Raw genomic sequence first — 26563 nt, 5'->3', positions numbered from 1 at the left:
CATGGAAGCGTCCGGAGGCGCCGATGTCCCAAATCTTCTCCGACGAGACTCACCGGAACCTACTCTCCCGCATCCCCCAGTGCACGGGCCGTGAAGTTGCCGACTGGCTGCGCACGGTCGACGACGGCCCCGCTTTCTTCCGCTTCGAGGAGAAGGTCAGCTGGTTGCGCGGCGAGCACCAGCTCGCGTACGGCCACGCGAAGGCCATCATCCATGAACACGACTTGAGGCGTGCGGCGCGCAAGCTGCTGTAGCCGCTGCCCGGAGGCAGAAGCGTGTATGACAGACCCACCGAACCGGGCGGCTTAAGCCGCACAGGAAGAAGGGCCCGCGGAGGTCATCGCCTCCGCGGGCCCTTTCAGGTGGTGCGGGTGGGAGCGGGTGGTGCGGACGGGGCCCGCACCACGGGCGCTAGTCCCTGAAGATGGAGATCAGCCGGAGCAGCTCCAGGTAGATCCACACCAGCGAGAGCGTCAGCCCGAAGGCCGCCAGCCAGGACTCCTCGCGCGGAGCGCCGTACCGGACGCCGTCCTCGATCTGCTTGAAGTCCATCGCCAGGAACGCCGCGCCGAGCACGACACCGACGAGGCCGAAGACGATGCCGAGGCCGCCACTGCGGAAGCCGAGGCCGTCCCCGCCGCCGAAGGCGGCGAACAGCAGGTTGACCGCCATCAGCAGCACGAAGCCGATGGCGGCGGCGAGCACAAAGCGCTGGAATCGCGCGTTCACCCGGATGAGACGGGTCTTGTACGCGACGAGCACACCGACGAACACGGCCATCGTGCCGAGCACGGCCTGCATCGGGATGCCGGACCAGCGCTCGTTGTACACCTGGCTGATGACGCCGAGGAAGAGACCCTCGAAGAGGGCGTAACCCATGATCAGCGCGGGCGAGGCCGTGCGCTTGAACGACTGGACGAGACCGAGCACCATCGCCACGAGCGCGGCACCGATGCCCACGCCCACCGGAAGCTGCGCGATCCACGCGGCCGCGGCGGCGACGATGACGGTGCCGAGCGTCATACCGGTGCGCATGACGACGTCGTCCATCGTCATCCGGCCGGTCTGCGGCGGCGCCGTCGGCGGCGCGCCGTACATCTGCTGCAGCTGCTCGGGGGTCAGATTCTGCTGGTCGCCCGCCGCGTAGGGGTTCGTGGGCGCCTGTGTCTGCGCGTACGGATTGCCCTGACCGGCGACGGGGCTCCCGGCCTGCGGCGCCGCGCCGAAACCGGCGTAGCCGCCGCTGCGGCTGAACCCCCGTCGCGAGAAGACCGGGTTGCTGCTCCTCATCTCACTCCTCCATGGCCGCCGGGCGCGACCTTGACTCAAGAGTAATAGGTAAGCAAAGAAAGCACCCTAGTGCCCAAGGAGGATCTTTTCACGCAGGGAGAGACCGCGCGAGGCCCCTGCGGGCCCCGCGCACGCACATGGGGCGACCATCCACACACGCTGAGTGCGCCCACCGGATCTGAAGGTGCCCGGAACCGGACTTGAACCGGTACGCCCGCGAGGGGCAGCGAGGTTTAAGCTCGCCGTGTCTGCATTCCACCATCCGGGCGGCGGTTCCCCCTGGGCCGTACGGAGCGCATACGGCCCTCCCCTGGAAGAGAGCAGCACGAGCCTATCCGGGGACATGCCCCCGCACAGTGAATCCGCGGACCGAGGTTGTCTTATTTTATTGGCAACTGAGGGTGCATCAGCAGCGGGGCGGGGTACCCGAAGATGCCGACGGCCATTGGACCTGCCGATATGCCCTGAACCCCCATTAACTGGGGATTGACGCAATCTCGACGCCCCGCCCGGGGTGTCTTCTCCTCCTCAAGGAGGACTCCGCCACCACCACCTACATCGCGAGACCCCCCGCAGAACCGGAGCACGGGCTGATCCCGTCCCCCTTCACAACCGGAACCATGGAGTGACGTCCCGCCCACTCCCGTAGAGCACGACAGGAGTCATCCACCGTGACCACCACCCCCTTCGGCGTCGAAACCGCCCACCGCACCTCAGCGGCGGCCGCCCGGGCCACCGATCTCTCCAAGGTCTACGGCGAGGGCGAGACCCAGGTCATCGCCCTGGACTCGGTCTCGGTCGAGTTCCGCCAGGCGGAGTTCACCGCGATCATGGGCCCCTCGGGCTCCGGCAAGTCGACGCTGATGCACTGCATGGCGGGTCTCGACACGATCTCCAGCGGCTCGGCCCGGATCGGCGACGTCGAACTGACCACGCTCAAGGACAAGAAGCTCACCCAGCTGCGCCGCGACAAGATCGGCTTCATCTTCCAGGCGTTCAACCTGCTGCCGACGCTGAACGCGCTGGAGAACATCACCCTCCCGATGGACATCGCCGGTCGCAAGGCCGACTCCGCGTGGCTGGACAAGGTCGTGGCCACGGTCGGCCTGGCCGGGCGGCTCAAGCACCGGCCCAACCAGCTGTCGGGTGGTCAGCAGCAGCGCGTCGCGGTGGCCCGCGCCCTGGCCGGCCAGCCGGAGATCATCTTCGCCGACGAGCCGACCGGAAACCTGGACTCCCGCTCCGGCGCCGAGGTCCTGGGCTTCCTCCGCAACTCGGTGCGGGAGATGGGCCAGACGATCGTGATGGTGACCCACGACCCGGTCGCCGCGTCCTACGCCGACCGCGTCGTCTTCCTCGCCGACGGCCGGATCGTGGACGACCTGCGCAACCCCACCGCCGACTCGGTCCTGGACCGCATGAAGCGGTTCGACGCCAAGGGCCGTACGAGCTGACGCGAGGCGCGCCCCCATCCGCCTTTTCGGTTCGCCGCCTCGCACTCCCCTCCCCACCCCTCAGGACTGACACCCATGCTCCGTACAGCCCTGCGCAATGTGCTTGCGCACAAGGCCCGGTTGCTGATGACCGTGCTCGCCGTGATGCTCGGCGTGGCCTTCGTCGCCGGCACCCTGGTCTTCACCAACACCATCTCCGACGCCTACCAGAAGAGCTCCCAGAAGGGCTTCCAGGGCGTCGACGTCGCCATCAGCCCGGACAAGAAGGACGACGACTCCGCCATCCCCGGTGAGGCCCCCCGGCTGAGCCAGCAGGTGCTCGACAAGGCGGCCAAGGTGCCCGGCGCCGCCTCCGCCTACGGCGTCGTGAACGGCTACTCCGCCCTCGCCGACAAGAAGGGCGACCTGCTCGGCGGCGGCTTCTCCAACCGCGGCGGCAACTACTACCCGGGGGCCGACGGCAAGGACCCGCGGTACACGATGACCGAGGGCCGCGCCCCCAAGGCCGCGGGTGAGATCGCGCTCGACTCCAAGACCGCCGAGCGCGGCAAGTACAAGGCCGGGGACTCCATCCGGGTCTCCGTCGACGGCCCGGTGCGCAACGAGAAGGTCGTCGGCGTCTTCACCACCGACGACGGCAATGTCGCGGCCGGCGGCACCCTCGCGCTCTACGACACGGTCACCGCCCAGAAGCTGTTCGCCAAGCCCGGGCAGTTCGACGAGATCGACGTGAAGGCCGCCGCGGGCACCTCGCAGGCGACGCTGAAGTCCGCGCTCGACAAGGTCCTGCCCGAGCAGGCCAAGGCCACCACCGGCGAGAAGCTCGCCAAGGACCAGGCCAAGGCGATCGAAGAGGGCATGAGCAGCATGCAGACCGCGATGCTGGTGTTCGCCGGGATCGCGCTCTTCGTCGGCATCTTCATCATCGTCAACACCTTCTCCATGCTGGTCGCCCAGCGCACCAGGGAGCTCGCCCTGATGCGCGCGGTGGGTGCGACCCGCCGTCAGGTGACCCGGTCGGTGCTGATGGAGGCCACCTTCGTGGGCGCCGTCGCGGCCGTGGTGGGCCTCGCGGCCGGTGTCGGCATCGGCGCCCTGCTGCGCTCGGTGCTCAACTCCACCGGGGCCAGCGTCCCGGACGGTCCGCTGATCGTCGCGCCGACCACCGTGCTGGTCTCGGTGCTCGTGGGCGTCGTGGTGACCGTGCTCTCCGCCTGGCTGCCCGGCCGCCGCGCCGCCAAGATCCCGCCGGTCGCCGCGATGAACAGCGTGCACGCCGCGCCGACCACCCGTGGTCTGGTGCTCCGCAACACCATCGGCTCGATCCTGGCGGCGGCCGGTGTCGCCCTGGTGGTGGCCGGTGCGGGCATGGGCGGCAGCGACGGCCAGGGCCCGATGGCGTTCGGCGCGGCCGTCCTGGTGATCGGCATCTTCGTCCTCACCCCGCTGCTGTCCCGGCCGCTGATCGCGGCCGCCTCCCCGGTGCTGCGGATCTTCGGGATGCCCGGCAAGCTGGCCCGGCAGAACGCGGTGCGCAACCCGCGCCGTACCGCCGCCACCGCCTCCGCCCTGATGGTCGGGCTCACCCTGATCACCGGTATGACGGTGATCGCGGGGAGCATGCAGAAGGGCATCAACAACATGGCCGCCGACGGACTGAAGTCCGACTACGTGGTCAGCATGGGCGGGGACGGCACCCGGCCGCTGTCGCCGGAGGTGGCCAAGACCCTGGCCAAGGTGGACGAGGTCAGCGCGATCAGCCCGCTGCGCTCCTCCCCGGCCCGGGTCGCCGGTGACACCGACACCCTGATGGGCGTCGACCCCAAGGCCATCAAGGAACTGGTGAACGTGGACTTCACCGAGGGCTCCTTCGGGGCGCTCGGGGGCACCAAGGTCCTCGTCGACGACAAGATCGCCGACAAGAACCACTGGAAGGTCGGCTCCACCATCCCCGTGACCTACGAGGACGGCAGCAACGGCAAGCTGACCGTGGGCGGTGTCTACGAGGGCAACCAGATGGTCCACGGCGTCATGCTCGACAGCGCCACGGTCACCCCGCACATGACGACCGTCGCCGACTTCCAGGTGATGCTGAAGACCAAGGGCGGCGCCACGCAGGACACCCAGGACCTGCTGAAGAAGACGCTCGGCGACAACCCCGCGATCAAGATCCAGAACAAGCAGGACCTCTCGGACGAGATCGCCAAGGCCTTCACCCTGATGCTGAACATGCTCTACGGGCTGCTCGGCATGGCCGTGATCGTCGCGGTGCTCGGGGTCATCAACACCCTGGCGATGTCGGTCTTCGAGCGTTCCAAGGAGATCGGCATGCTGCGGGCGATCGGCCTGGACCGCCCCGGTATCAAGCGGATGGTGCGGCTGGAGTCCCTGGTCATCTCGCTCTTCGGCGGGGTGCTCGGCATCGGCCTCGGCGTCTTCTTCGGCTGGGCGGCCGGTGAGCTGATCGCCGCCGAGCTGCCGACCTACGAGCTGGTGCTGCCGTGGGCCCGGATGAGCCTGTTCCTGCTGATGGCCGCGCTGGTCGGCGTCATCGCCGCGCTGTGGCCGGCCCGGCGGGCCTCCAAGCTCAACATGCTGATGGCCATCAAGGCCGAATAGCGGCGAGCCGATCGGCCGGCCGTTACCGGACGTCCCCGTCCGCCCCCTCACCGGGGCGGGCGGGGACGTCCGCGTTTCAGCCGCGCCAGTCGCGGGTGCGCAGCGGCAGCCCCGACGTGCCGCTCTCGGGGGTGCGGACGGCGAGGATCTGGTTGACCCCGATCCGGTTGCGTTCGAAGGAGAGGGCGGAGGCCGCCATGTAGAGCCGCCAGACCCGGGCCCGGCCCGGGGAGGTCAGCCGCACGGCCTGGGGCCAGGACAGCTCCAGATTGGCGACCCAGCCGCGCAGCGTGAGCGCGTAATGCTCGCGGATGGCCTCCACATCGCGTACCTCGAAGCCCGCCTCCTCCAGCTGGGTGACGGTCCGGCCGACCGGGGCGAGCTCACCGTCGGGGAAGACATACCGGTCGATGAACTCGTCCACGTGGTACGCCTCTTCGTCCGGCTGGGGGCGCCGGGCGATCTGGTGGTTCAGCACCCGGCCGCCGGGCCGCAGCAGCCGGTGCAGGATGGCGGTGTACTCGGCGTAGCGCACGGAGCCCACGTGCTCGGCCATGCCGATGGAGGAGATGGCGTCGTAGGGCCCGTCCGGCACCTCGCGGTAGTCCTGGACCCGGATCTCCACCTGGTCGGTGAGCCCGGCGTCCGCGATGCGCTTACGGGCGTACGCCGCCTGCTCCTCGGAGAGCGTGACGCCGACGGCGCGCACCCCGTACTCGCGGGCCGCGTGCAGCACCATCGAGCCCCAGCCGCACCCCACGTCCAGCAGCCGCTGGCCCGGCCGCAGGGCCAGCTTGCGGCAGACGAGGTCCAGCTTGGCGCGCTGGGCGTCCTCGAGCGCCGCGTCCGGGCTGTCCCAGTAGGCGCAGGAGTAGACCATCGAGGGGCCGAGCACCAGTTCGTAGAAGTCGTTGCCGACGTCGTAGTGGTGGCTGATGGCCTTCTTGTCGCGGCGCAGGGAGTGCAGCGGTCCGAAACCGGTCCGCGCCTCCTCACGGGGCGGGGGCGGCGGCAGCCCGGGCCCGGCGAGCGCGATCAGCTTACGGGCGGCGGTGCGCAGCGCGGGGTCGCGCAGCACCTGGATGCCGGTGCTGAGCCGGGACCGCGGCGCGGTGGCGGGGCCGCGCTCCCACAGCAGCCCGGACAGGCGCTCCAGGGCGTCGTACAGATCGCCCTCGACATCCAGGTCTCCGGCGACCCAGGCGCGGGCCAGGCCCAGCTCGCCCGGCCGCCACAGCAGCCGGCGCAGCGCGCGGCGGCGCCGGATGACCAGGGTGGGGGCGCCGGGCGGGCCGGTCTCGCTGTGGTCCCAGGCGCGGACGCGGATCGGGAGGGGGGCTCCCAGCATCTCCTTGGCCAGGGTGTCGATCCGCCCAGCGGCGTCGGACATGTCACACCTCCGTGATGGCGAGTCAGGAAGATTCACTCACCACGTAAACACCATGGAACCCGCTTTACAGTCCCGCCGACACGTCTGGAATCGGCAAAACAGCTTCAAAAGGCGGGCCATCGGCGGGCAGACGAAAGGGCGTCCGCCCCACGGATGGCGGACGCCCTCGGCGTCAGATGTGCGGGTCCGGCCCGGAGGTCAGGACGCCTTGGCCTTCTCGGCCGGTGCCGACGGCTTGACCGCGGCGGCGGCGCTGACCGGGGAGGCGGCCTCGTAGAACTCCTCGCGGGGGTTCTCGATGGCACCGAGCGAGACGACCTCGCGCTTGAGGAACATCCCCAGCGTCCAGTCGGCGATCACCCGGATCTTGCGGTTGAAGGTCGGCATGGCCATGCCGTGGTAGCCACGGTGCATGTACCAGGCGAGCCGGCCCTTCAGCTTGATCTTCATCTTGCCGAAGACGATCATCGCGACGCCCTTGTGGAGGCCCAGGCCCGCGACGGCGCCCTTGTTGGCGTGCTTGTACTCGCCCTGCGGGAAGCCCCGCATACCGGAGATCACGTTGTCACCGAGGACCTTGGCCTGGCGCAGCGCGTGCTGGGCGTTCGGCGGGCACCAGGCGCCCTCGCCGACGGCGAGGTCCGGGACCTGGGCGTTGTCGCCGGCGGCCCAGATGTAGTCGGTGCCCTGGACCTGGAGGGTCGGGGCGGTGTCCACATGGCCGCGCGGGCCGAGCGGCAGGCCGAAGCGGGCCAGCGCCGGGTTGGGCTTGACGCCCGCGGTCCACACGATGGTGTTGGAGTCGACCTCGAGGCCGTTCTTGAGGACGACATGGCCGTCGATGCAGGAGTCCATCGAGGTCTTGAGGTAGACCTCGACACCGCGCTTCTGCAGGTGCTCCAGACCCCACTGGCCGAGCTTCGGGCCGACCTCGGGGAGGATCTTGTCGGCGGCGTCGACGAGGACGAAGCGCATGTCCTCGCGCTTCACGTTCGGGTAGTACTTGGCCGCGTCGCGGGCCATGTCCTCGATCTCGCCGATGGTCTCCGCGCCGGCGAAGCCACCGCCGACGAAGACGAAGGTGAGCGCCTTGCGGCGGATCTCCTCGTCCGTGGTGGAGTCGGCCTTGTCGAGCTGCTCGAGGACGTGGTTGCGCAGGCCGATGGCCTCCTCTATGCCCTTCATGCCGATGCCGTTCTCCGCGAGACCGGGGATCGGGAAGGTGCGGGAGACCGCGCCGAGGGCGATGACCAGGTAGTCGAAGGGCAGCTCGTACGTCTCGCCGACGAGCGGCTGGATGACGGCGACCTTGCGGTCCTGGTCGATGGTCGACACTCGGCCGGTGAGGACCTCCGCCTTGGGGAGCACGCGCCGCAGCGGAACCACGACGTGGCGCGGGGAGATGCTGCCGGCCGCAGCTTCGGGGAGGAAGGGCTGGTACGTCATGTACGAGCGGGGGTCGACGACCGTGACGGTCGCCTCGCCGTACCGCATCTTCTTGAGGATGCGGCGTGCCGCGTACAGGCCTACGTACCCACCGCCTACAACGAGGATCCTGGGACGCTCCGTGGTGCTCATGTTTCGAGTATCCAGCACCTCCCGAGGGGGACCTCGTGAGCCCCTTCACAAGCATGGTGACGGTATCTGCTACACTCCGCCGCCCCCGTGACGGATGCCATATCCGCGGAGGGGAACCATGAGGCGGATCGGCACGTTCCCGACCCCTCTGAGCAGGGCTTGTGGTTGAACTCGGGAGTAGACCAGGCGGTCCGCCCCGGGGCCCGCGACACCCCCCTGACACCTCACGATCCGGTCAATGACGGGGCCCGGCCACCGAAACCGCCCCGGAGGGCCGCATCGGCCGGCCACCAGGCGCCTTTTTCATGTGAAGAGTTTCACGAACTTTCTCGGAGGCGGTTCACGGAAGGCCCCCGAAGGGGGGTCCGTGGCCGCTCATACGTTATTCCGCCCGCTCAGGCGATGCTCCAGGCGATGCCGTCGAGGATGTCATGTTCGCTCACCACGACCTCCTCGGCGCCGGTCCTTTCCATGATCGAAAGCAGGATGACCGCCCCCGCGCCGATCACATCGACCCGCCCCGGATGCATCACCGGAATCTCCGCCCGCTCGGCGTGGGTGGACCCGAGCAGCTTCGCGGTGATCTCACGGACCTGGTCGACGGTGATCCGCGAGTGGTGGATCGCGGAGGAGTCGTACTCCTGCAGACCCAGCGCGATCCCGGCCACGGTGGTGACCGAACCGGCCAGCCCGACCAGTGCGTGGCCGTCCGCGGGGCGGCAGGCGCGGGTGAGCGGCACGGTCCGCTCGGCGAGGTCCAGCGCCGCTTCCACATCGCGCTTCATGGCGGCGAGCTGATCCTCCGTCGGGGGATCGGTGATCCGGCCGTCGATCACCAGATGGCGCTCGGTCAGCCGGACGCAGCCGATGTCCACACTGCGGGCCGCCCGCACCCCCTCGCCGCCCTCGACGAACTCCGTCGAACCGCCGCCGATGTCCACCACCAGATACGGCCCGGCCACATGATCATGGCCCATGAGCTCCTTGGTGGCCCCGGTGAAGGAGAACTCCGCCTCCTGGTCCCCGGTGATCACCTCGGGTTCCACGCCCAGGATCTCCACGACCCCGCGCACGAACTCCTCGCGGTTCTCGGCGTCCCGGGAGGCGGAGGTGGCCACGAAGCGGATGCGCTCGGCGCCCAGCTCCCGGATCACCTCCGCATACTCGCGGCAGGCGGCGAAGGTGCGCTCCAGCGCCTCGGGGGCGAGCCGGCCGGTGCGGTCCACACCCTGGCCCAGCCGGACGATCTTCATCCGGCGGTCGAGCTCGCTCAGCTCCCCGGTGGCCGGATCGGCGTCCGCCACCAGCAGCCGGATCGAGTTGGTGCCGCAGTCCACGGCGGCGACGCGGGTCATGCGCTCTCCTCCCGGCCCGTGTCCTCGGCCCCGCAGAGGCTCACACACGGGCCCTTGCGCCACCACTCCGGCAGCATCGCCAACGCCTCGTCCCCGAGCGGATTGACCCCGGGCCCGGCCGCGAGGGCGTGGGCGACCAGGACGTGCAGGCACTTCACCCGGTCCGGCATCCCGCCCGCGCTGGGAAAGCCCTGGAGCACCTCGATGGCGTCGCGGCGCGCGATGTAGTCCTCATGGGCGGCGCGGTAGGCGGCGGCGAGCTCGGGATCGGAGGCCAGCCGGGCCGTCATCTCCTTCATCACGCCCTCGGCCTCCAGCGTGCCGATCGCGGACGCGGCGCGCGGGCAGGTCAGGTAATAGAGGGTCGGGAAGGGCGTACCGTCCTCGAGCCGCGGCGCGGTCTCCACGACGTCCGGATTGCCGCAGGGGCAGCGGTGCGCGATCGCACGCAGACCCCGGGGCACACGGCTGAGCTGCTCCCGTACGGCGTGAATGTCCGCGTCGGTGGGCGCGGTGGGCTCCGTCTGGGGCGGGGGCGTATCCATGAGTGGGAAGTTCTTCTTCTTCGTTTCGATTCGTCACCGGGTGCGACCGGCGGCCACAGCGCGGCGCCTCAGCGGCGCGCGCTGCCCGCCCCCGCCGCGTCCGCCGTGTCCACGGCGTCCCAGAGGTTGGAGTACCAGGGGCGGCCGGCCGCGCCCTGGTCGGTGGAGCGCTCGGTGGCGCCGCTGCCGTCCACCATGCTGTAGCCGGTCTCCCCCGGCATCAGGAAGTGCAGCCGCTCCCGGGCCTGCTGCTCGGTGTAGGCGGGGTCGCGCAGCCGGGCCTTCCGCTCCCGCAGCTTCTTCACGTCCTCGCGGGCGCGCTGGGCCTCGCTCCGCTGCTCGGCGATGTCGGAGCGCTGGGAGATGTACTGCCGCATCGGGTAGGCGAGCGCCACCACGAGGGAGCAGACGACCAGCGCGAGCAGGGCCGCGCGGCCGGTCAGCCGGCCCCGGCGGCGCTTGGTCCGCACCCGGTAGACCCGGGCGGCGGCATGTTCGCCGAGCGCCTTGAGCCTGGTCGCGGTGGAGAACCGTTCGCGATCCGCCGGCACGTCGCCTCCCCGATGATGACTTCGCTTGAGTGACGCGTAACGCCGTCCCCGGTCACGGTACGGGACCGCGGCCGGGGACGGGTGTCAGACGTGTCTGCTACTTGAGGACGTACGCGGGTCAGCCCTTGAAGCGCGGGAAGGCCGAGCGGCCCGCGTAGACCGCGGCGTCGTCGAGGATCTCCTCGATGCGCAGCAGCTGGTTGTACTTGGCCACCCGCTCGGAGCGGGCCGGGGCGCCGGTCTTGATCTGGCCGCAGTTGGTGGCGACGGCCAGGTCGGCGATGGTGACGTCCTCGGTCTCACCGGAGCGGTGCGACATCATGCACTTGTAGCCGCTGCGCTGGGCCAGCTCGACGGCGTCCAGGGTCTCGGTCAGCGAGCCGATCTGGTTGACCTTGACCAGCAGGGCGTTCGCGGTGTCGTTCTCGATACCGCGGGAGAGCCGCTCGGGGTTGGTGACGAAGAGGTCGTCGCCGACCAGCTGGACCTTGTCGCCGAGCTGCTCGGTGATGGTCTTCCAGCCGTCCCAGTCCTCCTCGTTCAGCGGGTCCTCGATGGAGACCAGCGGGTACGCGGCGACCAGCTCGGCGTAGTACGAGGTCATCTCGGCGGCGGTGCGGGACTTGCCCTCGAACTCGTACGACCCGTCCTTGTAGAACTCGGAGGCGGCGACGTCCAGCGCGAGCGCGATGTCCTGGCCCGGCTGGTAGCCGGCCTTCTTGATCGCCTCGAGGATCAGGTCGAGGGCCTCACGGTTGGAGCCGAGGTTCGGCGCGAAGCCGCCCTCGTCGCCGAGGCCGGTGGACAGGCCGCGCTCCTTCAGCACGGACTTCAGGGTGTGGTAGACCTCGGCGCCCCAGCGCACGGCCTCGGAGAAGGACTCCGCGCCGATCGGCGCGATCATGAACTCCTGGATGTCCACATTGGAGTCGGCGTGCGACCCGCCGTTGAGGATGTTCATCATCGGGACCGGCAGCAGATGCGCGTTCGGCCCGCCGAGGTAACGGAAGAGCGGGAGGTCGGACGCCTCGGAGGCGGCGTGCGCGACCGCGAGGGAGACGCCGAGGATGGCGTTGGCACCGAGCGAGGACTTGTCCGGGGTGGCGTCCAGGTCGAACATCGCCTGGTCGATCAGGCGCTGCTCGGTGGCGTCGTAGCCGACCAGCTCGGGGCCGATCTGCTCGATGACGGCGAGGACGGCCTTCTCCACGCCCTTGCCGTTGTAGCGGTTCTTGTCGCCGTCACGGAGTTCGAGGGCCTCGAAGGCGCCGGTGGAGGCGCCGGACGGAACGGCGGCACGGCCGGTGCTGCCGTCGTCGAGGCCGACCTCGACCTCGACCGTGGGGTTGCCTCGCGAGTCGAGGATCTCGCGAGCTACGACGACGTCGATGGACGGCACGAGGTTCTCCTTCGTATGGGTCTGCGGTAGCAGCACGAGCCTAACGGGCCCGGAGGGCTGCACCCCGCGTTCGCCCGCCCCACGAGACAGGGGCGTGACACAAAAAGCCAGATTCCGAATCACATATCCAGATTTCTGATGAATCCGGTCATGGGGGAGCCCCGGCGGGGCGCGCCATAGGGGCGGCACGCCCGACCGGGGCTCGGCTCTCAGGTGCTCACCCGGCTCAGCCGAGGTGGAGCTTCTGGCCCGGGTAGATCAGGTCGGCCTTCTCCACGATGTCGTCGTTCAGCTTGAAGAGCTTCTTCCAGCCGCCCTTGACGTGGTGCTCCTTGGCGATCGAGCCGAGGGTGTCGCCGGACTTGACCTTGTACTCGCCGTCACCCTTCTTGATCGGGCCACGGGGCTGCTCACGCGTGGCGCGCTCGGGCGCGGAGTGCGGCTGCGCCTTCGGCTGGGCAGGCTGGGCGGCCGGCGCCGACTTGGTGGAGGCCGACGGCTGGTCCTGCGAACCGGAGGGCGCGGAGGGCGCGGAGGGCGCGGAGGGCGCGGACGGGCTGCCGCCGGAGGTCAGACCCTTGCCGCAGACCGGCCAGGCGCCCTTGCCCTGGCTGCCGAGGACCTTCTCGGCGATCTGGATCTGCTGGCTCTTGCTGGCCTTGTCCGCGGTGGGGGCGTAGGCGGTGCCGCCGTACGCGGCCCAGGTGGAGCTCGAGAACTGCAGGCCGCCGTAGTAGCCGTTGCCGGTGTTGATCGACCAGTTGCCACCGGCCTCGCACTGCGCGACCTGGTCCCACTGGGAGCTGGTGGCCGCGGAGGCGGAGGTCGCCCCGATGAGGGGCGCGGCCACGGCGGCACCGGCGAGACCGGTGAGCGCGGCGATACGGGTGGCCTTGGAGGGACGGCGGTGCTTCCCGTTGGACTTCAGCATCGTTGGTTCGTTTCCTCACCGACGCCTACGAGGTGAGCTGTCGGGTTCGGACGTGAGTTGCCCGGCCGGTCGCGATGTGATCGCGCCCGGCTTCACCCCTAGCCGACGAGCCCGTGTCCACAGGCCACTCGGCACCTACCTTGGGTCCCCCGCTCCTGCCTTCGGCGCTGACGCGTCGGATTCCCCCCGACCGCCGGCAGGATTCGGCGTGACGATCGACGGTGCTCGCGGTGGCGAGCGGAAAGACGTTAAACACACCTCCCGAGAACGTTCAAACACCCCAAGGGCAGCGAATGGGGCTGTAATTGATCTCACCCGGCCCACATCGGCGCAGGTAGGGCCGGGTGAGGAGAGATCGGACAGGAGGTGTGGCCCGGAAATTGTGACGAGATGTATGTCTCACCGGAACCAGATCGGGCAATTCCCCCCGAATCACTGCTCCCTGATGGAGAGGTCAAGTCGCTGACCAGGGATGATCAGGTCGGGGTCGATTCCGATGAGCTCCTCGTTGCTCTCGTAGAGCCCTTCCCAACCTCGGGCCACATTCCGGTCCTCGGCGATCCCTGACAGATTGTCACCGGGGCGAACAGTGTAATCGTCGCCCGCGGGGCTCTGGTCGCGGTCCGCGGCGCCCCGCGAAGCGTGGCGGCCGGAGGGCTGGCCGTCCGCCGCGCCGCCGTCATCGGCCCGCTCCCCGGCGTCCGGGGAGCCGCGGTGGCGGCCGGAGGGCGAGGGGTCGGCGGAGGGATCCGCCGAGGACCCCTTCGAGCCGTCCGACGCCGAGTCGCCCGAGCCGTTCGAGCCGTCCGATGCCGGGTCGTCCGAGGCCGAACCCCCCGGCGTCCGGGTGCCCGATGCCGAGCCGTCCAGCCCGTCGGGGGACTTGGAGGTGTGGGGGACCTCCGGCTCCTCGGTCGATCCGGACGAATCCGGCTCACCGGTGCCGTCGGACGTACCCGAACGGTCCGCCTCCGGCGAGGAGGAGCCGTCCCGGCCCCGGTCCCCCGCCTCGCCCCGGCCGGTCCCCTGGTCGGGGGTGGCCGTGCCGCCGGGGTTCACATCGGGGGCGCCGGAGCCGTCGGTGAGCCCGGCGCCCAGCGCACAGCTCGGCCAGGCGTCGGGGCCGCGGTCGCCGAGGATCGACTGGGCGACGGATATCTGCTGGGAACGGCTGGCCAGGTCGGGGCGCGGGGCGTACTCCGTGCCGCCGTAGTCCTTCCACATGTCGAGGGTCAGCTGCAGCCCGCCGTAGAAGCCGTTGCCCTCGTTGGCGCTCCACATACCGCCGCTCTCGCACTCGGCGACCTGGTCCCAGGTGGCGGTGTCGGCGGCCTGGGCGCCCGAGGCCCCGAAGAGGGGCAGGGCGATGCTCGCTCCCGTGACCCCCGCCGCGACGATGATGGCCGGAGCCTGACGGGGGCGACGGTGTCGACCATTACCGGAACGCATGCGATTGCCCTCTCTATGGCGAACTCGGTTGCCGGTGAACATAGCGAGGGCACTCGATCATCACAAGCCGATGTATCCCAGGTCACGCCGAGGTCACACGGCTGATCATTCGTCACCAATGTCCGTACGAAAGGGGCTTGGACGCCTCAGTGGTCCGCGGAATTCCAGGTCACCGGGAGCGTGCGCAGCCCGCGCATGATGAGCCCGCCGCGCCACCGCAGATCCTCCGGATCCGCCGCGAGCCGCAGCCCGGGCAGGCGCCGCAGCAGGGTGGCGATCGCGGTCTGCGCCTCCAGCCGAGCCAGCGGGGCGCCGAGGCAGTAGTGGATGCCGTGGCCGTAGCCGAGGTGCTGGTTGTCGCGGCGGGTGAGGTCGAGCACATCGGGCTCCGCGAACCGCTCGGGGTCCCGGTCGGCCGCGGCGAGCACCACCAGCACCGGCTCCCCCTCGGCGATGCGCTGCCCCGCGAGGGTGAGCGGCTCGGTGGCGAACCGCCAGGTGGCGATCTCCACGGGACCGTCGTAGCGCAGCAGCTCCTCGACCCCGGCGGCCAGCAGCCGCTCGTCCCCTTCCTCCAGGGCCCGCTGCATGACGGCACGCTGCTCCGGATGGCGCAGGAGTGCGTAGACGCCGTTGCCGATGAGATTGACGGTGGTCTCGAAGCCGGCGAACAAGAGGATGAAGGCCATGGCCGCGGCCTCGTTCTCGGTGAGGTGCTCCCCGTGGTCGCCGGCCCGGATCAGCCCCGAGATCAGATCCTCCCCGTCCTCTTCTTCCCTCCGCTCCACGAGCTCCAGGCGCTTGCGGTGGATCAGCTCGCCCAGATACGCGCGGATCCGCTTCACGGCGCGGGCCACTCCGCCGCGCGGGCCTCCGCCGTGCCGGATCATCGCGCCGGCCCAGTCCCGGAAGTCGTCCTGGTCCTCGCGCGGCACCCCGAGCAGATCGCAGATCGCATAAATAGGGAGAGGGAAGGCGAACTCATGGATGAGGTCCGCCTCTCCCCTCTCCTCGAAGGCGTCGATGAGCTGATCGGTGAGGGTCTGCACCCGAGGGGCGAACGCGGCCACCCGGCGCGGGGTGAACGCCGTGGAGACCAGCCGCCGCAGCCGGGTGTGGTCGGGAGGGTCGATATTGAGCAGATGTGTCATCAGATCGGCACGTTGTTCGCCGGGAATGCCCACCTTGCCCTTTGCGTGGGCCGCCGCGCTGTGCCGCTGGGGGTTCTTGGAGAGCCGGGGATCGGCCAGCGCCTTCCGGGCATCGGCGTAACGGGTCACCAGCCAGGCGTCGACACCACTGGGCAGCGTGGTCCGGTACACCGGGGCGTGCTCGCGTAGCCAGGCGTACGCCGGGTAGGGATCGGTGGCGAACTCCCAGGTGAAGAGGGTGGGAGCGGAGCTGTCACGGGGCTGTTCCGACACGCCCCGACGATACCCGCGACCCGTCACCCCCTCCGGCCTGTCGGAAGTAACGGGCAACACGAGAAATAAGTGAATAAGCAGAACAAAGAGAATAAGAGAGTAATGACCGGGATGAATGTCCGGCGGAATTCCCCATTCATCTCCACACACCCTTCACCACCCACGCACAGCGCGGGTCGAATGCCCGGATATCTGATGGCTGCGACCGCCGTTCGGCGGTTGCCCGCGCCGCCCCGATACGAACCCCCGGGACATGCCCTGACGTCGGTCAACGCGGTGAACTGGCGGTGTGGCTGAAACGACGTCAGGTGAACGAATGGGACTGGGGCACATGCACGGGGCCCAGTGATACCGGTGATACGATCACCGCGCTTGCCAGGCGAGCCAAGGGCGCGTAAGACACACGGCGATCCGGCACATCAGCCGAGAGGATCCCCACTCTGAGGAGCATTATGCCGCCAGTTGGGCATATGGAGCCGTTCCGGCGCACCGACGCCTGCGCGCTGCCGCCGGCAAGACGAGTGCGATGTCCCCGGAACCCGCGGGCGCCGTACGGGCGCTGACTTACCGCTGCTCAGGAACATTCCAGACGCATAACGCACCACACCTCCCTAAAGTCCCTGGCGGTCTAGTCGTTTAAAGAGAGTCTCAATGACGCAATATCTACAGGATCCAGCGCTCTGGGCCCTGATCGCCGGCACGCCTCTCGCCGCAACCGCCATTGTGCGCGGGCGAAAGGCGCGAGCGAATCTGCGCCAGGAGAAGGCGGAGCTAGAGAAACGCGCGGCCGATCTCGAGAACAATTACGCCGACGCGGTGCAGGAGGCTCACAACCGCGCCGAGGAGGCCACCAAGAGCGCGCTGAAGTCCGCTATGCGTACGCTTCAGGGCCTCGCCAACGAGCAGCAGCTGGCGATCTCCAAGACACAGGACAAATACGGCGAGCACCAGCTTCTCCAGGACCTCCTGGAGATCGACCACATGAACTCGCAGTTCGGGCGGCGCGCACAGTCCATCGCGGTGCTGTGTGACGGCTGGCTGGGCCGGCAGCGCGCGGTCGCGTCGGTGTACGACGTGGTCCGCAGCGCCAAGGGCCGCATCCGTCACTACACCCGGGTGGAGATCCGCTCACAGAGCAACTTCGCTCTGGTCAGCCGGGCCGTGGAACCGGTCGCGCTGGCGCTGGCCGAGCTTCTGGACAACGCGACCAGTTACTCCGCGCCCGACTCGCCGATCGACATCACCATCCGCACCGTCCCCAAGGGCGTCTGCGTCATCATCGACGACGCCGGTGTCGGTATGAACGAGGAGGAGAAGAACCGGGCGGACAAGCTGCTCTCGGCCACGCACGCCACCGGTGTAACGGGACTCGGCAATCCGCCGCAGTTCGGTTTCGCGGTGATCGGTGTGCTCGCCGCGCGCTATGGCTTCACGGTGTCCGTCGATTCGGCCTCTCCCTACGGTGGTGTACGCGCGGTCGTGCTTCTCCCCGAGGACCTTCTGACCAATATGCCCGAGCCGGAAGAGCAGCCGACGACCCACGTTCCCGCCGCGGCCGAGCAGCCGCAGGCGAGCGGTTCCACCATGACCGGTTCCACCGTCAGCGGTTCGACCGTCAGCGGTGCCACCGCCGGGGGCCTGCCCAAACGTCGCCGTAAGGGGTCGATTTCCATCGTTCCCAGAGCAGACTCCACCAGTGCCCCGGCCCGGACGAGCGAGGAAGCCGCTTCGATCATGGGCGCGTTCCAGCGCGGGACGCAGTCCGGACGCTCAGCAAACCCGAACAGGGAAGGGCATGATCCTCAGTGAACAACGACCTGTCATGGATGCTTGAGAGCGCCCTGGAAGTACCAGGGGCTCGTCATGCGATCCTGGTCTCCGCCGACGGTCTGCTGATGGCCCGTTCTCAAGAGGTCCAAAAGGACGAGGCCGACACCGTTGCCGCGGCGATGAGCGGCATCCAGTCGCTCAGCCGCACCATGGCCGGCTTCTGCGGTGGCACCCATATGACATGGCGCCAGACCCTGGTCGAGTTCGACGGTGGCTGGGTCTTCCTCATCTCCGCGGGTGAGGGCGCGTATCTGGCGGTCTCCTCCGCCCCGGATGTCGACATGGCCGACATCACCTTCCGGATGCAGCAGCTTGTCGGGCAACTCGGCAAGGCGCTGACCACACCACCTCGCGAAAACAGCGGTATTCAGGCATGACGGCACCAGGCGAGCAGGAGCCCGAGTCCGCTCAATTAGTGCGACCGTATGTCATCACCAACGGTCGAGGGCTCCCGGAGAATGACCAGTTCAACCTGATCACGCTGGTCACCGCCTCCGAACAGAGACCTCCCAGTCATCTTGATCCGGAGAAGCGCAGGCTCTTGGAGCTGTGCGCGGGTGGTTATCTCTCGGTTGCCGAGATAGCGGGGCATATGGGGCTCCCGATCGGCATCGTGAAGGTACTGCTGTCCGATCTCTCATCGGACGGGTACCTCATCACCCGTGCCCCCGCGCCTCCCGCGCAGCTTGTCGACGTTTCGCTCCTTCAGGAGGTGCTGGATGGGCTCCAGGCCCGTTTCGGATGACGGCGTCTATCTGAACGAAGCGGTGCAGATCGCGGCCAAGATCCTGGTCGTGGGGCATTTCGCGGTCGGAAAGACGACGTTCATCGGCACCATGTCCGAGATCCCTCCGCTGCGCACCGAGGAGCGGATGACTCAGGCCGGGGCCCACGTCGACGACCTGATGGGCACGCGAGGCAAGACCACGACCACCGTGGCCATGGACTTCGGCCGTCTCACGCTCAGCGAGAGACTTGTCCTGTATCTCTTCGGCACGCCTGGACAGGAACGCTTCGTCCAGGTGTGGGAGGACATGACCCGAGGCGCTCTCGGGGCACTGATCCTCGTCGATCCCGAACGCATCAAGGAATCCTTCCCGGTGATCGACCTGGTGGAGCACTACGGACTCCCCTATGCGATTTCCGTCAATCACTTCGACGGCACGCCGACCCGCCCCGACGAGGAATTGCGCGAGGCGCTCGATCTGCTGCCCGAGACCCCCATCGTCACCTGTGACGCACGTGACGAGAAGTCATCGGCCAATGCCCTGATGGCGCTTGTCCGTTACCTACAGGAACGTACCCGCTAGGAGCACCTGATGAACATGCAATCGGATTTCTCGGCGGTGCCACCACCCGGCTGCCCCGCCCATGGCAGTGGCAAGCGGGTGCCGCTGTACGGGCCGGAGTTCGCCGCCGATCCGGGTGCCTATTACACGTATATGCGCTCGTACGGCCCGGCCGCACCGGTCGAGCTCTCCCCGGGGGTCGAGGCCACCCTGGTCACGGACTACTCGGCGGCCCTTCAGCTGCTGCAGAACCCCGACACCTTCCGGAAGGACTCGCGCCGCTGGCGCGATTACAACGAGGGCAAGGTCACCCGGGACAATCCGGTGGTCCCGTTGCTGGAATACCGGCCGAACTGCATGTTCACCGATGGCGCCGAGCATATGCGGCTGCGTCAGGCGGTGACCGACAGCCTGGCCAAGGTGGATACGCATCGACTGAGCCGCCATGTCGAGCGGGTCGCGGACTATCTGATGGACCAGTTCATCGCCCGCGGCTCGGCCGATCTGCTCAATGATTATGCCAAACTGCTGCCGCTGTTTGTTTTCAATGAGCTCTTCGGATGCCCGGCGGAAATCGGCGACCGGGTCATCTTCGGCATTTCCGGGATTTTCGACGGAATCAATGCGGAGAAGGCGAACGAGGTGCTCGGCCAGAGCGTCAGCGAACTCGTCGCACTGAAGCGCAGGCAGCCCGGGGAAGATGTCACCTCCTGGCTTATGCAGCACCATTCCCAGCTGACCGACGAGGAAATGGTTCACCAGCTGGTCCTGCTGCTGGGTTCCGGCGCCGAGCCGCAGCGGAACCTCATCGCCAACGCGCTGCTCCTGCTGCTCTCCGACGAGCGGTACGCGGGAGCCGGGCTGCTGGTCGAGGACGCCCTCGACGATGTGCTGTGGAACAGCCCGCCGATGTCCAACTATGCCCCCCATTACCCGGTTTCCGACGTGGATTTCGCCGGGACCCGGCTGCGGGCGGGCGATCTGGTGCTGGTCTCCATCGCGGCGGCCAACACCGACCCCGCGCTGTCGGCCTCCCGGCAGCAGCTCAGCAAGCGGGCACACCTCGCCTGGAGCGCGGGTCCGCACGCCTGCCCGGCCAAGGACACCGCTCAGCTCATCGGTGTGGTGGCCATCGAAAAACTGCTCAATCAGCTGCCCGATATTGAGCTCGCGGTGCCCGAGTCGAGCCTGACGTGGCGCCCCGGTCCGTTCAACCGCGGACTGACCGCACTGCCTGCCCGATTCACTCCGATACGTACGGACAAACAGCCCGTTGCACAGCAACAGATCCCGACGGGCGACCATCGCGGCCACGCCCAGAATAAGCAGGAGAAGGGCGGCTTGTGGAGTTCGTTCCTCTCGTGGTGGAGAGCGTGATCCACACCACATCCGGAACCCATTTCATACCGCATGAATGTTCAACTGAACGGGTAGGCACTATCGCGCAATTTTTGTTGGCCCATTCCTAAGAGGAGCTGTCGTGAGGTCTCCCGCCGCCGACGACACCACTGTCGGTCGACGATCCGCGGTTTCACTCATATCCCGACCGCACCACCCCCGCGGCCAATCGAACACCTACCCTAATTTCGCGGAAGCACACGCGATGGGAGCCGAGATACCCGCCCCACGGGGCGGGTATCTTCTCGTGGGGCATGACCGCCCGATAACCCCGCCACACAAACCCAAACTGCCGTTCCTCTCGATTCAGCGGGAGGTTCGATGAACGGTTTCCGTTCGGGTGAGACGCTGCTCGGCGACCTCGCCACGGGTCAGCTGACCCGGCTGTGCCAGGTGGCGGGGCTGAGCGAGGCCGATGCGGCCGCCTACACAGGGGTACTGATCGAGAGTCTGGGCACCTCGGCCGGACGGCCGTTGTCGCTGCCGCCCCCGTCACGGACCTTTCTGTCCGACGACCACAGCCCCGTGGAGTTCTCCCTGGCCTTCCTTCCGGGCCGGGCCCCGGACCTGCGGGTCCTGGTGGAACCGGGCTGCTCCCTAGGCGATGACCTCGCGGAGAACGGCCGGGCCGGTCTGCAGGCGATCCATGCCATGGCGGACCGCTGGGGGTTCTCGACCGACCAGCTCGACCGGCTCGAGGACCTGTTCTTCCCCCACTCCCCCGAGGGCCCGCTGGCCCTGTGGTGCGCCCTGGAGCTCCGCCCCGGCGGCGTCCCCGGGGTCAAGGTCTACCTCAACCCCTCGGCGAACGGCGCCGACCGGGCCGCCGAGACGGTACGCGAGGCGCTGGCCAGGCTCGGCCATCGGCAGGCGTTCGACTCGCTGCCCCGGGCGGACGGCTTCCCGTTCTTCGCCCTGGACCTCGGCGACTGGGACGCCCCGCGGGTGAAGGTCTACCTCAAGCACCCCGGCCTGTCCCCCAGCGAGGCGGGCTCCCTCCCCCGGATGTCCCCCGCACCGGGCCGGGAACTGCTGGAGGAGTTCTTCCGCACCGCGGGCGACCTCCCCGCCGCCGACGACCTCACCGCCGATGAGGACGCCGACCGGCTCACCGGACGCCCCGCCCTCACCTGCCACTCCTTCACGGAGACGGCAACCGGACTGCCCAGCGGATACACCCTCCACGTGCCCGTCCGCGACTACGTCCGGCACGACGGCGAGGCCCGGGAACGGGCCGCGGCCGTGCTGCGCAGTCATGACATGGACAGTGCAGCGCTCGACCGGGCACTGGCCGCCGTGAGCCCGCGCCCCCTCGGCGACGGGGTGGGCCTGATCGCCTACCTGGCGCTCGTCCACGAGCGCGGCCGGCCGCAGCGGGTGACCGTCTACGTCTCCTCCGAGGCGTACCGGACCCGGCCGCCCCGCGAGACGGTCCCCACCCGCGACCGGGTGCGGGCACGGCTGTGACATCCGCCGAGACACCGAACAACGAAACGAAGACAGGAGCAGCGGTCAGCGTGGAGCCGTACAGGATCAAGGTCGTCGAACCGATACCCTTCACCACCCGGCAGCAGCGCGAAGAGGCGCTGCGGCGGGTGAACTACAACCTCTTCGATCTGCGCGCCGAAGAGGTGACCATCGACCTGCTCACCGACTCGGGCACCGGAGCGCTCTCCGCCGCCCAGCTCGCCGCGGGGATGGCCGGCGACGAGTCCTACTCGGGCTCCCGCTCGTTCTACCGGTTCCACGAGACGGTCACCGAGCTCACCGGTTACGCGCATATCCTCCCCGCCCACCAGGGGCGCGCCGCCGAGCGGGTGCTGTTCACCACCCTGCTGGAGCGCGGCGACCTCGTGCTGTCGAACACCCACTTCGACACCACCCGGGCCAATGTCGAGCTGAACCAGGCCGAGGCGCGCGATCTGCCGTGTCCCGAGGCCAAGAACCTCGACAGCACCGAGCCGTTCAAGGGCAACATCGACCTGGACGCGCTCGCCCGGACGCTGTCCGGGCCCGACGGCTCCCGGGTCGCGGTGGTGGTCATGACCATCACCAACAACGGCGGCGGCGGCCAGCCCGTCTCCATGGACAACCTCAAGCGGACGGCGGCCCTGTGCCGTCAGCACGGCGTCCCGCTCTTCCTGGACGCCGCCCGGTTCGCCGAGAACGCCTGGCTGGTCACCCGCCATGAGGAGGGCTACCGCGACCGCACCCCCCGGCAGGTCGCGGAGGAGGCGTTCCGGCTGGCGGACGGCTGCATGATGAGCGCCAAGAAGGACGGCATCGTCCACATCGGCGGCTTCATCGGCACCAACGACCCGGAGCTCGCCCAGAAGTGCGAGCTGCTCCTCATCGCCACCGAGGGGTTCGCGACCTACGGCGGTCTGGCCGGGCGCGACCTCGACATGATGGCGCAGGGGCTGACCGAGGTGACCGAGCCCAGCTATCTCGCCGAGCGCGCCGAGATCGCCTCGCACCTCGCCCACCGGGTCCGCGCCGCGGGCGTGGACATCGTCGAGCCGCCGGGCATGCACGCGCTCTACCTCAACGCCGGGCGGTTGCTGCCGCACATCCCGGCGCACCACTACCCCGGACACGCCCTGGCCGTCCAGCTCTACCTGGAGGGCGGCATCCGCTCGGCCGAGCTGGGCTCGCTCTACCTCGGTGAGGAGGACGAGCACGGGAACCCGATCAAGAGCGCGCCGTACGAGCTGGTCAGGCTCGCCCTGCCGCGACGGGTCTACACCCGCAGCCACTACGACCACGTGGGCGAGACGCTCGCGAAGATCGCCAAGAACGCGGACCAGGTGTACGGCTTCCGGATCACCGACCAGTCGCCGATCCTGCGCCACTTCCGCGCCACGCTGGTGCCGGTGCCCGTCACGGGCTGACCGCCGCACCACAAGGGGCATGGACGCGGGCCCGGCACCGGACACCACCGGTGCCGGGCCCGCGTCGTAGGCCTGCGCCGCGAAGGACAGCCCATACCCCGGCGCCCTGTGCCGGCGCCACGTGGCCGGGGCCGCGCCTCAGCCGTTGCCGAACGAGCCGCTGCTGCCCTCGGTCCAGGTCGGCCGGGCCTCGGCGCCGCCCTTGCCGGAGTCCCGCGTCCCCGAGCCGCCCAGCTCGGACGGGAACCGGCGGCCGCGGTCCCGGTCCAGCTCATCGGGCTCGCGGTGCTGGGTGACATAGCCGACGCTGTCGTCGTCGTCCTGATGCCCCGGCCCATGGCCCGCCTCCCGCGCCTCGTGGTCGGCCTCCTGGGCCTTCTTCCAGGCGCCGGCGCGGGGCTGCGGATGCTGGGGCGGGACCGGCTCACGGGCCCGTAGCCGTATCCCCCACCACACGGCCCCGAAGCACAGGATGACGACCACCAGACCGACGATGAACGGACCGGTCCCGACCAACAGGTCCCGGGTCACGGCGAGATCCTCGGTGTACGTATCCATGACGGCCGGGTACCCGGACCCGCCCGGATATCACTCCGGCCCCACGGGCGTCACACCCCGCCCGCGTCACCGCCCCGCGGCACCGCGGCGCAGCACCGTCCCGCGTCACCGCGTCACCGCCCCGCGGAGCCCTCCGCCGCCCGTATCGCGTCGCGGTAGGCGCGGGCCGCCGCGCGCAGCGCCGCCTCCGGGTCCACGCCGTCCGCCTCGGCGCGCACCGCGAGCGCCAGCAGCTCATAGCCGACGCCCGCCCCGTCCGGCAGGGCCACGTCGAGGGCGGCCATACGGGCGCGAGAGGCCAGCTTGGCGGTCAGTGCGAGCGCCGGCTGACCGAGTGGCACCCCTTCGGTGACCGAATCGCGTTGCTTTTCGGCCGCCTTGGTCCGCAGCCAGTGCCTCTTGACGTCCTCGGGGGTCTCGGCGGCCTCGTCGCCGAAGACATGCGGATGGCGGTGGATCAGCTTGTCCACGATGCCGCCCGCCACATCGTCGATCGAGAACGGGTCCTCGGGGTCGTCCTGGGCGATCCGGGCGTGGAAGACGACCTGCAGCAGCACATCGCCGAGCTCTTCCAGCAGCGCCTCGCGGTCGCCCTCCTCGATGGCCTCGACGAGTTCGTACGCCTCCTCGATGCCGTACTTCACCAGCTCCTCGTTGGTCCGGGTGCCGCTCCACGGGCACTCGGCCCGGATCCGGTCCATGACCTGCACCAGATCGAGCAGCCGCGCGCCCGGCAGATCGTAGGAACCGGGCAGCAGCTCCAGGTCCGGCATCGCCTCACGGCCGGATCCGGCCAGCCGCGCCAGCCCGTCGGTCAGCTCGGACTCGCCCTCGGCCGAGGTGAGCACGACGGCCGTGCGGCCGCCCTCCGCCACGCAGTAGTCGACCAGCTCGCGCGCGGTCGGTGAGCCCGGCTCCACCGCGACGCCCGCCTCCCGCAGATACGGCAGCTGCGGATGGTCCGGATCGCCGGAGAGCACCCGGTCCGCGCCGTGCAGCGCCTGCCAGGCGGGCCAGGACAGCAGCCCCGGCGCCACCCGGTGGGTGGTGGTGAGGAGGACGATGCGGCCGGTGGGGGCGGCGGCGTCGGCGGGGACGGGCGAGTCAGCTGCGGTCACCCTTGCAACGTAACTTACGCCTGCTCCGGAGTGCCGCCGGAGGTGCGCAGCCATGCCTCCTTGGCGAGGACGGCGGTGCCCTGGGTGTTGTCCCACTTTCCGTAGCGGGGGTTCACCTTGATGTCGAGCGCCTTGGAGGTCCGGGCGAACACCTGGTTGACCTTGGAGGTGCCCAGCTTGCGCAGCAGGGCGTTGCGCGTGAGGTCCATCCGGACGGCCTCGTCGATCCCGGCGGGCGCGATGCCCTGCTGCAGGTACAGGGCGCGCAGGGCGGTGGCCCCGCCGCTCTGCGTCTCGGCGGCGGAGCGGGCGCGCTGGATCTCGCGGCGGGTGAGGTGGATCCCGTTGTCCTCACCGGCCCGCTCGATCACCCGGAACTGGATCATCCGGATCAGCGTGTCCTGGCTCAGCCGGCCGCTGCCCGCGACCATTTGAGCCGCCCTCGGGTCATTGCGCTGCGCCTCCCGGACGGCCTTGACCTGCCCCTGGAGCTGGGACACGGTGATCCGGCCGCCGTCCATCACCGCCGCGGCGCCGGGCCGCGGGGCCTCGCCGCACGCGGTGAGCAGCGGGGCGGAGAGGAGGAGCGCGGACGCGGCGGAGACGGAGAGCGCAGTATGGCGGCGGATCATTGAGCCTCCCGGCAGAGATCGTGCGGCGCGACAAACGATCTGGCGTTGATCGATGGTATGGAGTCGGCGCGGCCTAGGCCACTGCTTGGACAACGATTCACCGCGGTCTTGGTCAGCCTCCGGCCGCCATCGGCCGCGGCGGGCCTAGCGGCCGCCCGAGCGCGCGGGCAGCTTCGCCGTCGGGCAGCCGCCCAACACCCGCTTCATCGCACCCTTCTCGGCCTCGGTCACCCACAGCCCGTACGCCTTCTTCACGGCCACCTGATGCGCCACGTAGTCGCAGCGGTAGGCCTTGTTGGGCGGCAGCCAGGTCGCCGCGTCGCCGTCTCCCTTACGGCGGTTGGCGGACGCGTCCACGGCGATCAGATTCAGCGGATCGTTGGCGAACGCCAGGCGCTTGTCCCGGTCCCACTTCTGGGCGCCCTTCTGCCAGGCGTCCGACAGCGCCACCACATGGTCGATGTCGACCTTGCTGTGGCCCCGGACGAACCGCACATCGCGGCCGGTGTACGGATCGTCGGTGAGCGTGCCCGAGGCGACCAGGCAGTGGCCGTCGCGGAACCTCACGTCCTTCAGGTCGCGCTTGAGGATGTCGTCGCGGGTCCCGCAGCCGTTGTCGTCGGTGTCCACCCACGAGCTGCCGAACTCGCTGCGCTCATAACCCGTCTTCGGCGCACGCCCTTTGACTGTGAGCGAGGACACAGCCGTAAGGGCCGATCCGGACGCCGCGGGCGCGCTCGAAGCGCCCCCGCCCTTGCCGCCACCCCGGTCACTGTCCTGGTCACCGCCCTGGTCACCGGCCTTGCAGCCGCCGACCGCCAACAGCGCGACCAGCACCGCCACAGAACCGCGCATCGGTATG

Annotated in this window: 24 protein-coding genes, 1 tRNA gene and 1 riboswitch; of the genes, 10 read left to right on the top strand and 15 right to left on the bottom strand. The window is 69.3% G+C overall.

Annotation, left to right across the window (positions count from 1 at the left end):
* Window positions 1–23: 23 nt before the first annotated feature.
* Window positions 24–254 carry a DUF4287 domain-containing protein gene (locus J8403_RS25460; RefSeq protein WP_014061257.1) on the top strand — a complete coding sequence of 77 codons (231 nt, stop codon included), beginning with the start codon at window positions 24–26 and terminating at the stop codon, window positions 252–254.
* A 157-nt stretch (window positions 255–411) separates the two neighbouring features.
* Here J8403_RS25460 and J8403_RS25455 read toward each other — a convergent pair whose 3' ends face one another.
* Together J8403_RS25455 and J8403_RS25450 are read right to left on the bottom strand one after the other, a co-directional pair.
* Entirely contained in the window at window positions 412–1290 is an 879-nt protein-coding gene (locus J8403_RS25455) for a Bax inhibitor-1/YccA family protein (protein WP_211125190.1), read from the bottom strand.
* A gap of 185 nt (window positions 1291–1475) precedes the next feature.
* Window positions 1476–1558: transfer RNA gene (locus J8403_RS25450), tRNA-Leu, on the bottom strand.
* Window positions 1559–1961: 403 nt separating this feature from the next.
* On the opposite strand from J8403_RS25450, the gene J8403_RS25445 reads away from it, so the two are divergent.
* Both J8403_RS25445 and J8403_RS25440 read left to right on the top strand, forming a co-directional pair.
* A complete protein-coding gene (locus J8403_RS25445; RefSeq protein ID WP_211125189.1) occupies window positions 1962–2744 on the top strand; it encodes an ABC transporter ATP-binding protein in 783 nt (260 codons plus the stop codon).
* A gap of 75 nt (window positions 2745–2819) precedes the next feature.
* Entirely contained in the window at window positions 2820–5363 is a 2544-nt protein-coding gene (locus tag J8403_RS25440; protein WP_211125188.1) for an ABC transporter permease, read from the top strand.
* A gap of 76 nt (window positions 5364–5439) precedes the next feature.
* Here J8403_RS25440 and J8403_RS25435 read toward each other — a convergent pair whose 3' ends face one another.
* The 9 genes from J8403_RS25435 to J8403_RS25395 form a co-directional block, all read right to left on the bottom strand.
* Window positions 5440–6753, bottom strand: coding sequence for an SAM-dependent methyltransferase (locus J8403_RS25435; RefSeq protein WP_211125187.1), 1314 nt, complete (start codon window positions 6751–6753; stop codon window positions 5440–5442).
* Between the two features lie 198 nt (window positions 6754–6951).
* Window positions 6952–8331, bottom strand: a complete 1380-nt coding sequence (locus tag J8403_RS25430; RefSeq protein WP_211125186.1) for an NAD(P)/FAD-dependent oxidoreductase — start codon at window positions 8329–8331, stop codon at window positions 6952–6954.
* Window positions 8332–8726: 395 nt separating this feature from the next.
* Complete coding sequence (locus J8403_RS25425) at window positions 8727–9686, bottom strand: Ppx/GppA phosphatase family protein (RefSeq protein WP_211125185.1); 960 nt, start codon at window positions 9684–9686, stop codon at window positions 8727–8729.
* On the bottom strand, window positions 9683–10231 hold the full coding sequence (locus tag J8403_RS25420) for a DUF501 domain-containing protein (protein ID WP_211125184.1): 549 nt from the start codon (window positions 10229–10231) through the stop codon (window positions 9683–9685). Before J8403_RS25420 ends, J8403_RS25425 begins: the two co-directional genes overlap by 4 nt.
* A 68-nt stretch (window positions 10232–10299) precedes the next feature.
* Complete coding sequence (locus tag J8403_RS25415; protein ID WP_211125183.1) at window positions 10300–10782, bottom strand: FtsB family cell division protein; 483 nt, start codon at window positions 10780–10782, stop codon at window positions 10300–10302.
* 118 nt (window positions 10783–10900) lie between these two features.
* Window positions 10901–12181, bottom strand: coding sequence for a phosphopyruvate hydratase (gene eno, locus J8403_RS25410; protein ID WP_211125182.1), 1281 nt, complete (start codon window positions 12179–12181; stop codon window positions 10901–10903).
* A 226-nt stretch (window positions 12182–12407) separates the two neighbouring features.
* On the bottom strand, window positions 12408–13112 hold the full coding sequence (locus J8403_RS25405; RefSeq protein WP_211125181.1) for a LysM peptidoglycan-binding domain-containing protein: 705 nt from the start codon (window positions 13110–13112) through the stop codon (window positions 12408–12410).
* 7 nt (window positions 13113–13119) lie between these two features.
* A riboswitch (cyclic di-AMP (ydaO/yuaA leader) is annotated at window positions 13120–13289 on the bottom strand.
* A 255-nt stretch (window positions 13290–13544) separates the two neighbouring features.
* A complete protein-coding gene (locus tag J8403_RS25400) occupies window positions 13545–14561 on the bottom strand; it encodes a LysM peptidoglycan-binding domain-containing protein (protein ID WP_211125180.1) in 1017 nt (338 codons plus the stop codon).
* A gap of 146 nt (window positions 14562–14707) precedes the next feature.
* Window positions 14708–15985, bottom strand: coding sequence for a cytochrome P450 family protein (locus J8403_RS25395; protein WP_211125179.1), 1278 nt, complete (start codon window positions 15983–15985; stop codon window positions 14708–14710).
* A 651-nt stretch (window positions 15986–16636) separates the two neighbouring features.
* On the opposite strand from J8403_RS25395, the gene J8403_RS25390 reads away from it, so the two are divergent.
* The 7 genes from J8403_RS25390 to J8403_RS25360 all read left to right on the top strand — a co-directional run bounded on the left by J8403_RS25390 (window position 16637) and on the right by J8403_RS25360 (window position 23393).
* On the top strand, window positions 16637–17794 hold the full coding sequence (locus tag J8403_RS25390; RefSeq protein ID WP_211125178.1) for a sensor histidine kinase: 1158 nt from the start codon (window positions 16637–16639) through the stop codon (window positions 17792–17794).
* Entirely contained in the window at window positions 17791–18192 is a 402-nt protein-coding gene (locus tag J8403_RS25385) for a roadblock/LC7 domain-containing protein (RefSeq protein ID WP_059145176.1), read from the top strand. Before J8403_RS25390 ends, J8403_RS25385 begins: the two co-directional genes overlap by 4 nt.
* A complete protein-coding gene (locus tag J8403_RS25380) occupies window positions 18189–18560 on the top strand; it encodes a DUF742 domain-containing protein (protein ID WP_093462411.1) in 372 nt (123 codons plus the stop codon). Before J8403_RS25385 ends, J8403_RS25380 begins: the two co-directional genes overlap by 4 nt.
* Window positions 18535–19125: a GTP-binding protein gene (locus J8403_RS25375; RefSeq protein WP_093462412.1), complete on the top strand. Its 591-nt coding sequence runs from the start codon at window positions 18535–18537 to the stop codon at window positions 19123–19125. Before J8403_RS25380 ends, J8403_RS25375 begins: the two co-directional genes overlap by 26 nt.
* A gap of 9 nt (window positions 19126–19134) precedes the next feature.
* The gene (locus tag J8403_RS25370; protein ID WP_211125177.1) at window positions 19135–20481 is read left to right on the top strand and encodes a cytochrome P450; all 1347 of its coding nucleotides are present in this window, start codon (window positions 19135–19137) and stop codon (window positions 20479–20481) included.
* 342 nt (window positions 20482–20823) lie between these two features.
* Window positions 20824–21969 carry a tryptophan dimethylallyltransferase family protein gene (locus J8403_RS25365; protein ID WP_211125176.1) on the top strand — a complete coding sequence of 382 codons (1146 nt, stop codon included), beginning with the start codon at window positions 20824–20826 and terminating at the stop codon, window positions 21967–21969.
* A 50-nt stretch (window positions 21970–22019) separates the two neighbouring features.
* Window positions 22020–23393 (top strand): tryptophanase, encoded by a 1374-nt coding sequence (locus J8403_RS25360; protein WP_211125175.1) that lies wholly within the window; start codon window positions 22020–22022, stop codon window positions 23391–23393.
* 138 nt (window positions 23394–23531) lie between these two features.
* Here J8403_RS25360 and J8403_RS25355 read toward each other — a convergent pair whose 3' ends face one another.
* The 4 genes from J8403_RS25355 to J8403_RS25340 all read right to left on the bottom strand — a co-directional run bounded on the left by J8403_RS25355 (window position 23532) and on the right by J8403_RS25340 (window position 26556).
* Entirely contained in the window at window positions 23532–23951 is a 420-nt protein-coding gene (locus J8403_RS25355) for a DUF6479 family protein (protein WP_211125174.1), read from the bottom strand.
* Window positions 23952–24064: 113 nt separating this feature from the next.
* Window positions 24065–25123: a nucleoside triphosphate pyrophosphohydrolase gene (locus J8403_RS25350; RefSeq protein ID WP_246585982.1), complete on the bottom strand. Its 1059-nt coding sequence runs from the start codon at window positions 25121–25123 to the stop codon at window positions 24065–24067.
* A complete protein-coding gene (locus J8403_RS25345) occupies window positions 25084–25701 on the bottom strand; it encodes a SurA N-terminal domain-containing protein (RefSeq protein WP_211125172.1) in 618 nt (205 codons plus the stop codon). The genes J8403_RS25350 and J8403_RS25345 overlap by 40 nt, the downstream gene beginning before the upstream one ends.
* Before the next feature lie 144 nt (window positions 25702–25845).
* The gene (locus J8403_RS25340) at window positions 25846–26556 is read right to left on the bottom strand and encodes an HNH endonuclease family protein (RefSeq protein ID WP_211125171.1); all 711 of its coding nucleotides are present in this window, start codon (window positions 26554–26556) and stop codon (window positions 25846–25848) included.
* Between the last annotated feature and the right edge of the window lie 7 nt (window positions 26557–26563).

The organism is Streptomyces yatensis, from assembly GCF_018069625.1.
Taxonomy (GTDB): domain Bacteria; phylum Actinomycetota; class Actinomycetes; order Streptomycetales; family Streptomycetaceae; genus Streptomyces; species Streptomyces yatensis.
Note: the sequence above shows the minus strand (reverse complement) of the source record. Positions and strands in the feature narration are given on the sequence as shown.

Coding starts and splice junctions, on each gene's coding strand:
- J8403_RS25460 (WP_014061257.1), top strand. CDS start 24: ATGTCCCAAATCTTCTCCGACGAGACTCACCGGAACCTACTCTCCCGC.
- J8403_RS25455 (WP_211125190.1), bottom strand. CDS start 1,290: ATGAGGAGCAGCAACCCGGTCTTCTCGCGACGGGGGTTCAGCCGCAGC.
- J8403_RS25440 (WP_211125188.1), top strand. CDS start 2,820: ATGCTCCGTACAGCCCTGCGCAATGTGCTTGCGCACAAGGCCCGGTTG.
- J8403_RS25435 (WP_211125187.1), bottom strand. CDS start 6,753: ATGTCCGACGCCGCTGGGCGGATCGACACCCTGGCCAAGGAGATGCTG.
- J8403_RS25430 (WP_211125186.1), bottom strand. CDS start 8,331: ATGAGCACCACGGAGCGTCCCAGGATCCTCGTTGTAGGCGGTGGGTAC.
- J8403_RS25425 (WP_211125185.1), bottom strand. CDS start 9,686: ATGACCCGCGTCGCCGCCGTGGACTGCGGCACCAACTCGATCCGGCTG.
- J8403_RS25420 (WP_211125184.1), bottom strand. CDS start 10,231: ATGGATACGCCCCCGCCCCAGACGGAGCCCACCGCGCCCACCGACGCG.
- J8403_RS25405 (WP_211125181.1), bottom strand. CDS start 13,112: ATGCTGAAGTCCAACGGGAAGCACCGCCGTCCCTCCAAGGCCACCCGT.
- J8403_RS25400 (WP_211125180.1), bottom strand. CDS start 14,561: ATGCGTTCCGGTAATGGTCGACACCGTCGCCCCCGTCAGGCTCCGGCC.
- J8403_RS25390 (WP_211125178.1), top strand. CDS start 16,637: ATGACGCAATATCTACAGGATCCAGCGCTCTGGGCCCTGATCGCCGGC.
- J8403_RS25380 (WP_093462411.1), top strand. CDS start 18,189: ATGACGGCACCAGGCGAGCAGGAGCCCGAGTCCGCTCAATTAGTGCGA.
- J8403_RS25375 (WP_093462412.1), top strand. CDS start 18,535: ATGGGCTCCAGGCCCGTTTCGGATGACGGCGTCTATCTGAACGAAGCG.
- J8403_RS25370 (WP_211125177.1), top strand. CDS start 19,135: ATGAACATGCAATCGGATTTCTCGGCGGTGCCACCACCCGGCTGCCCC.
- J8403_RS25365 (WP_211125176.1), top strand. CDS start 20,824: ATGAACGGTTTCCGTTCGGGTGAGACGCTGCTCGGCGACCTCGCCACG.
- J8403_RS25355 (WP_211125174.1), bottom strand. CDS start 23,951: ATGGATACGTACACCGAGGATCTCGCCGTGACCCGGGACCTGTTGGTC.
- J8403_RS25350 (WP_246585982.1), bottom strand. CDS start 25,123: ATGGCTGCGCACCTCCGGCGGCACTCCGGAGCAGGCGTAAGTTACGTT.
- J8403_RS25345 (WP_211125172.1), bottom strand. CDS start 25,701: ATGATCCGCCGCCATACTGCGCTCTCCGTCTCCGCCGCGTCCGCGCTC.
- J8403_RS25340 (WP_211125171.1), bottom strand. CDS start 26,556: ATGCGCGGTTCTGTGGCGGTGCTGGTCGCGCTGTTGGCGGTCGGCGGC.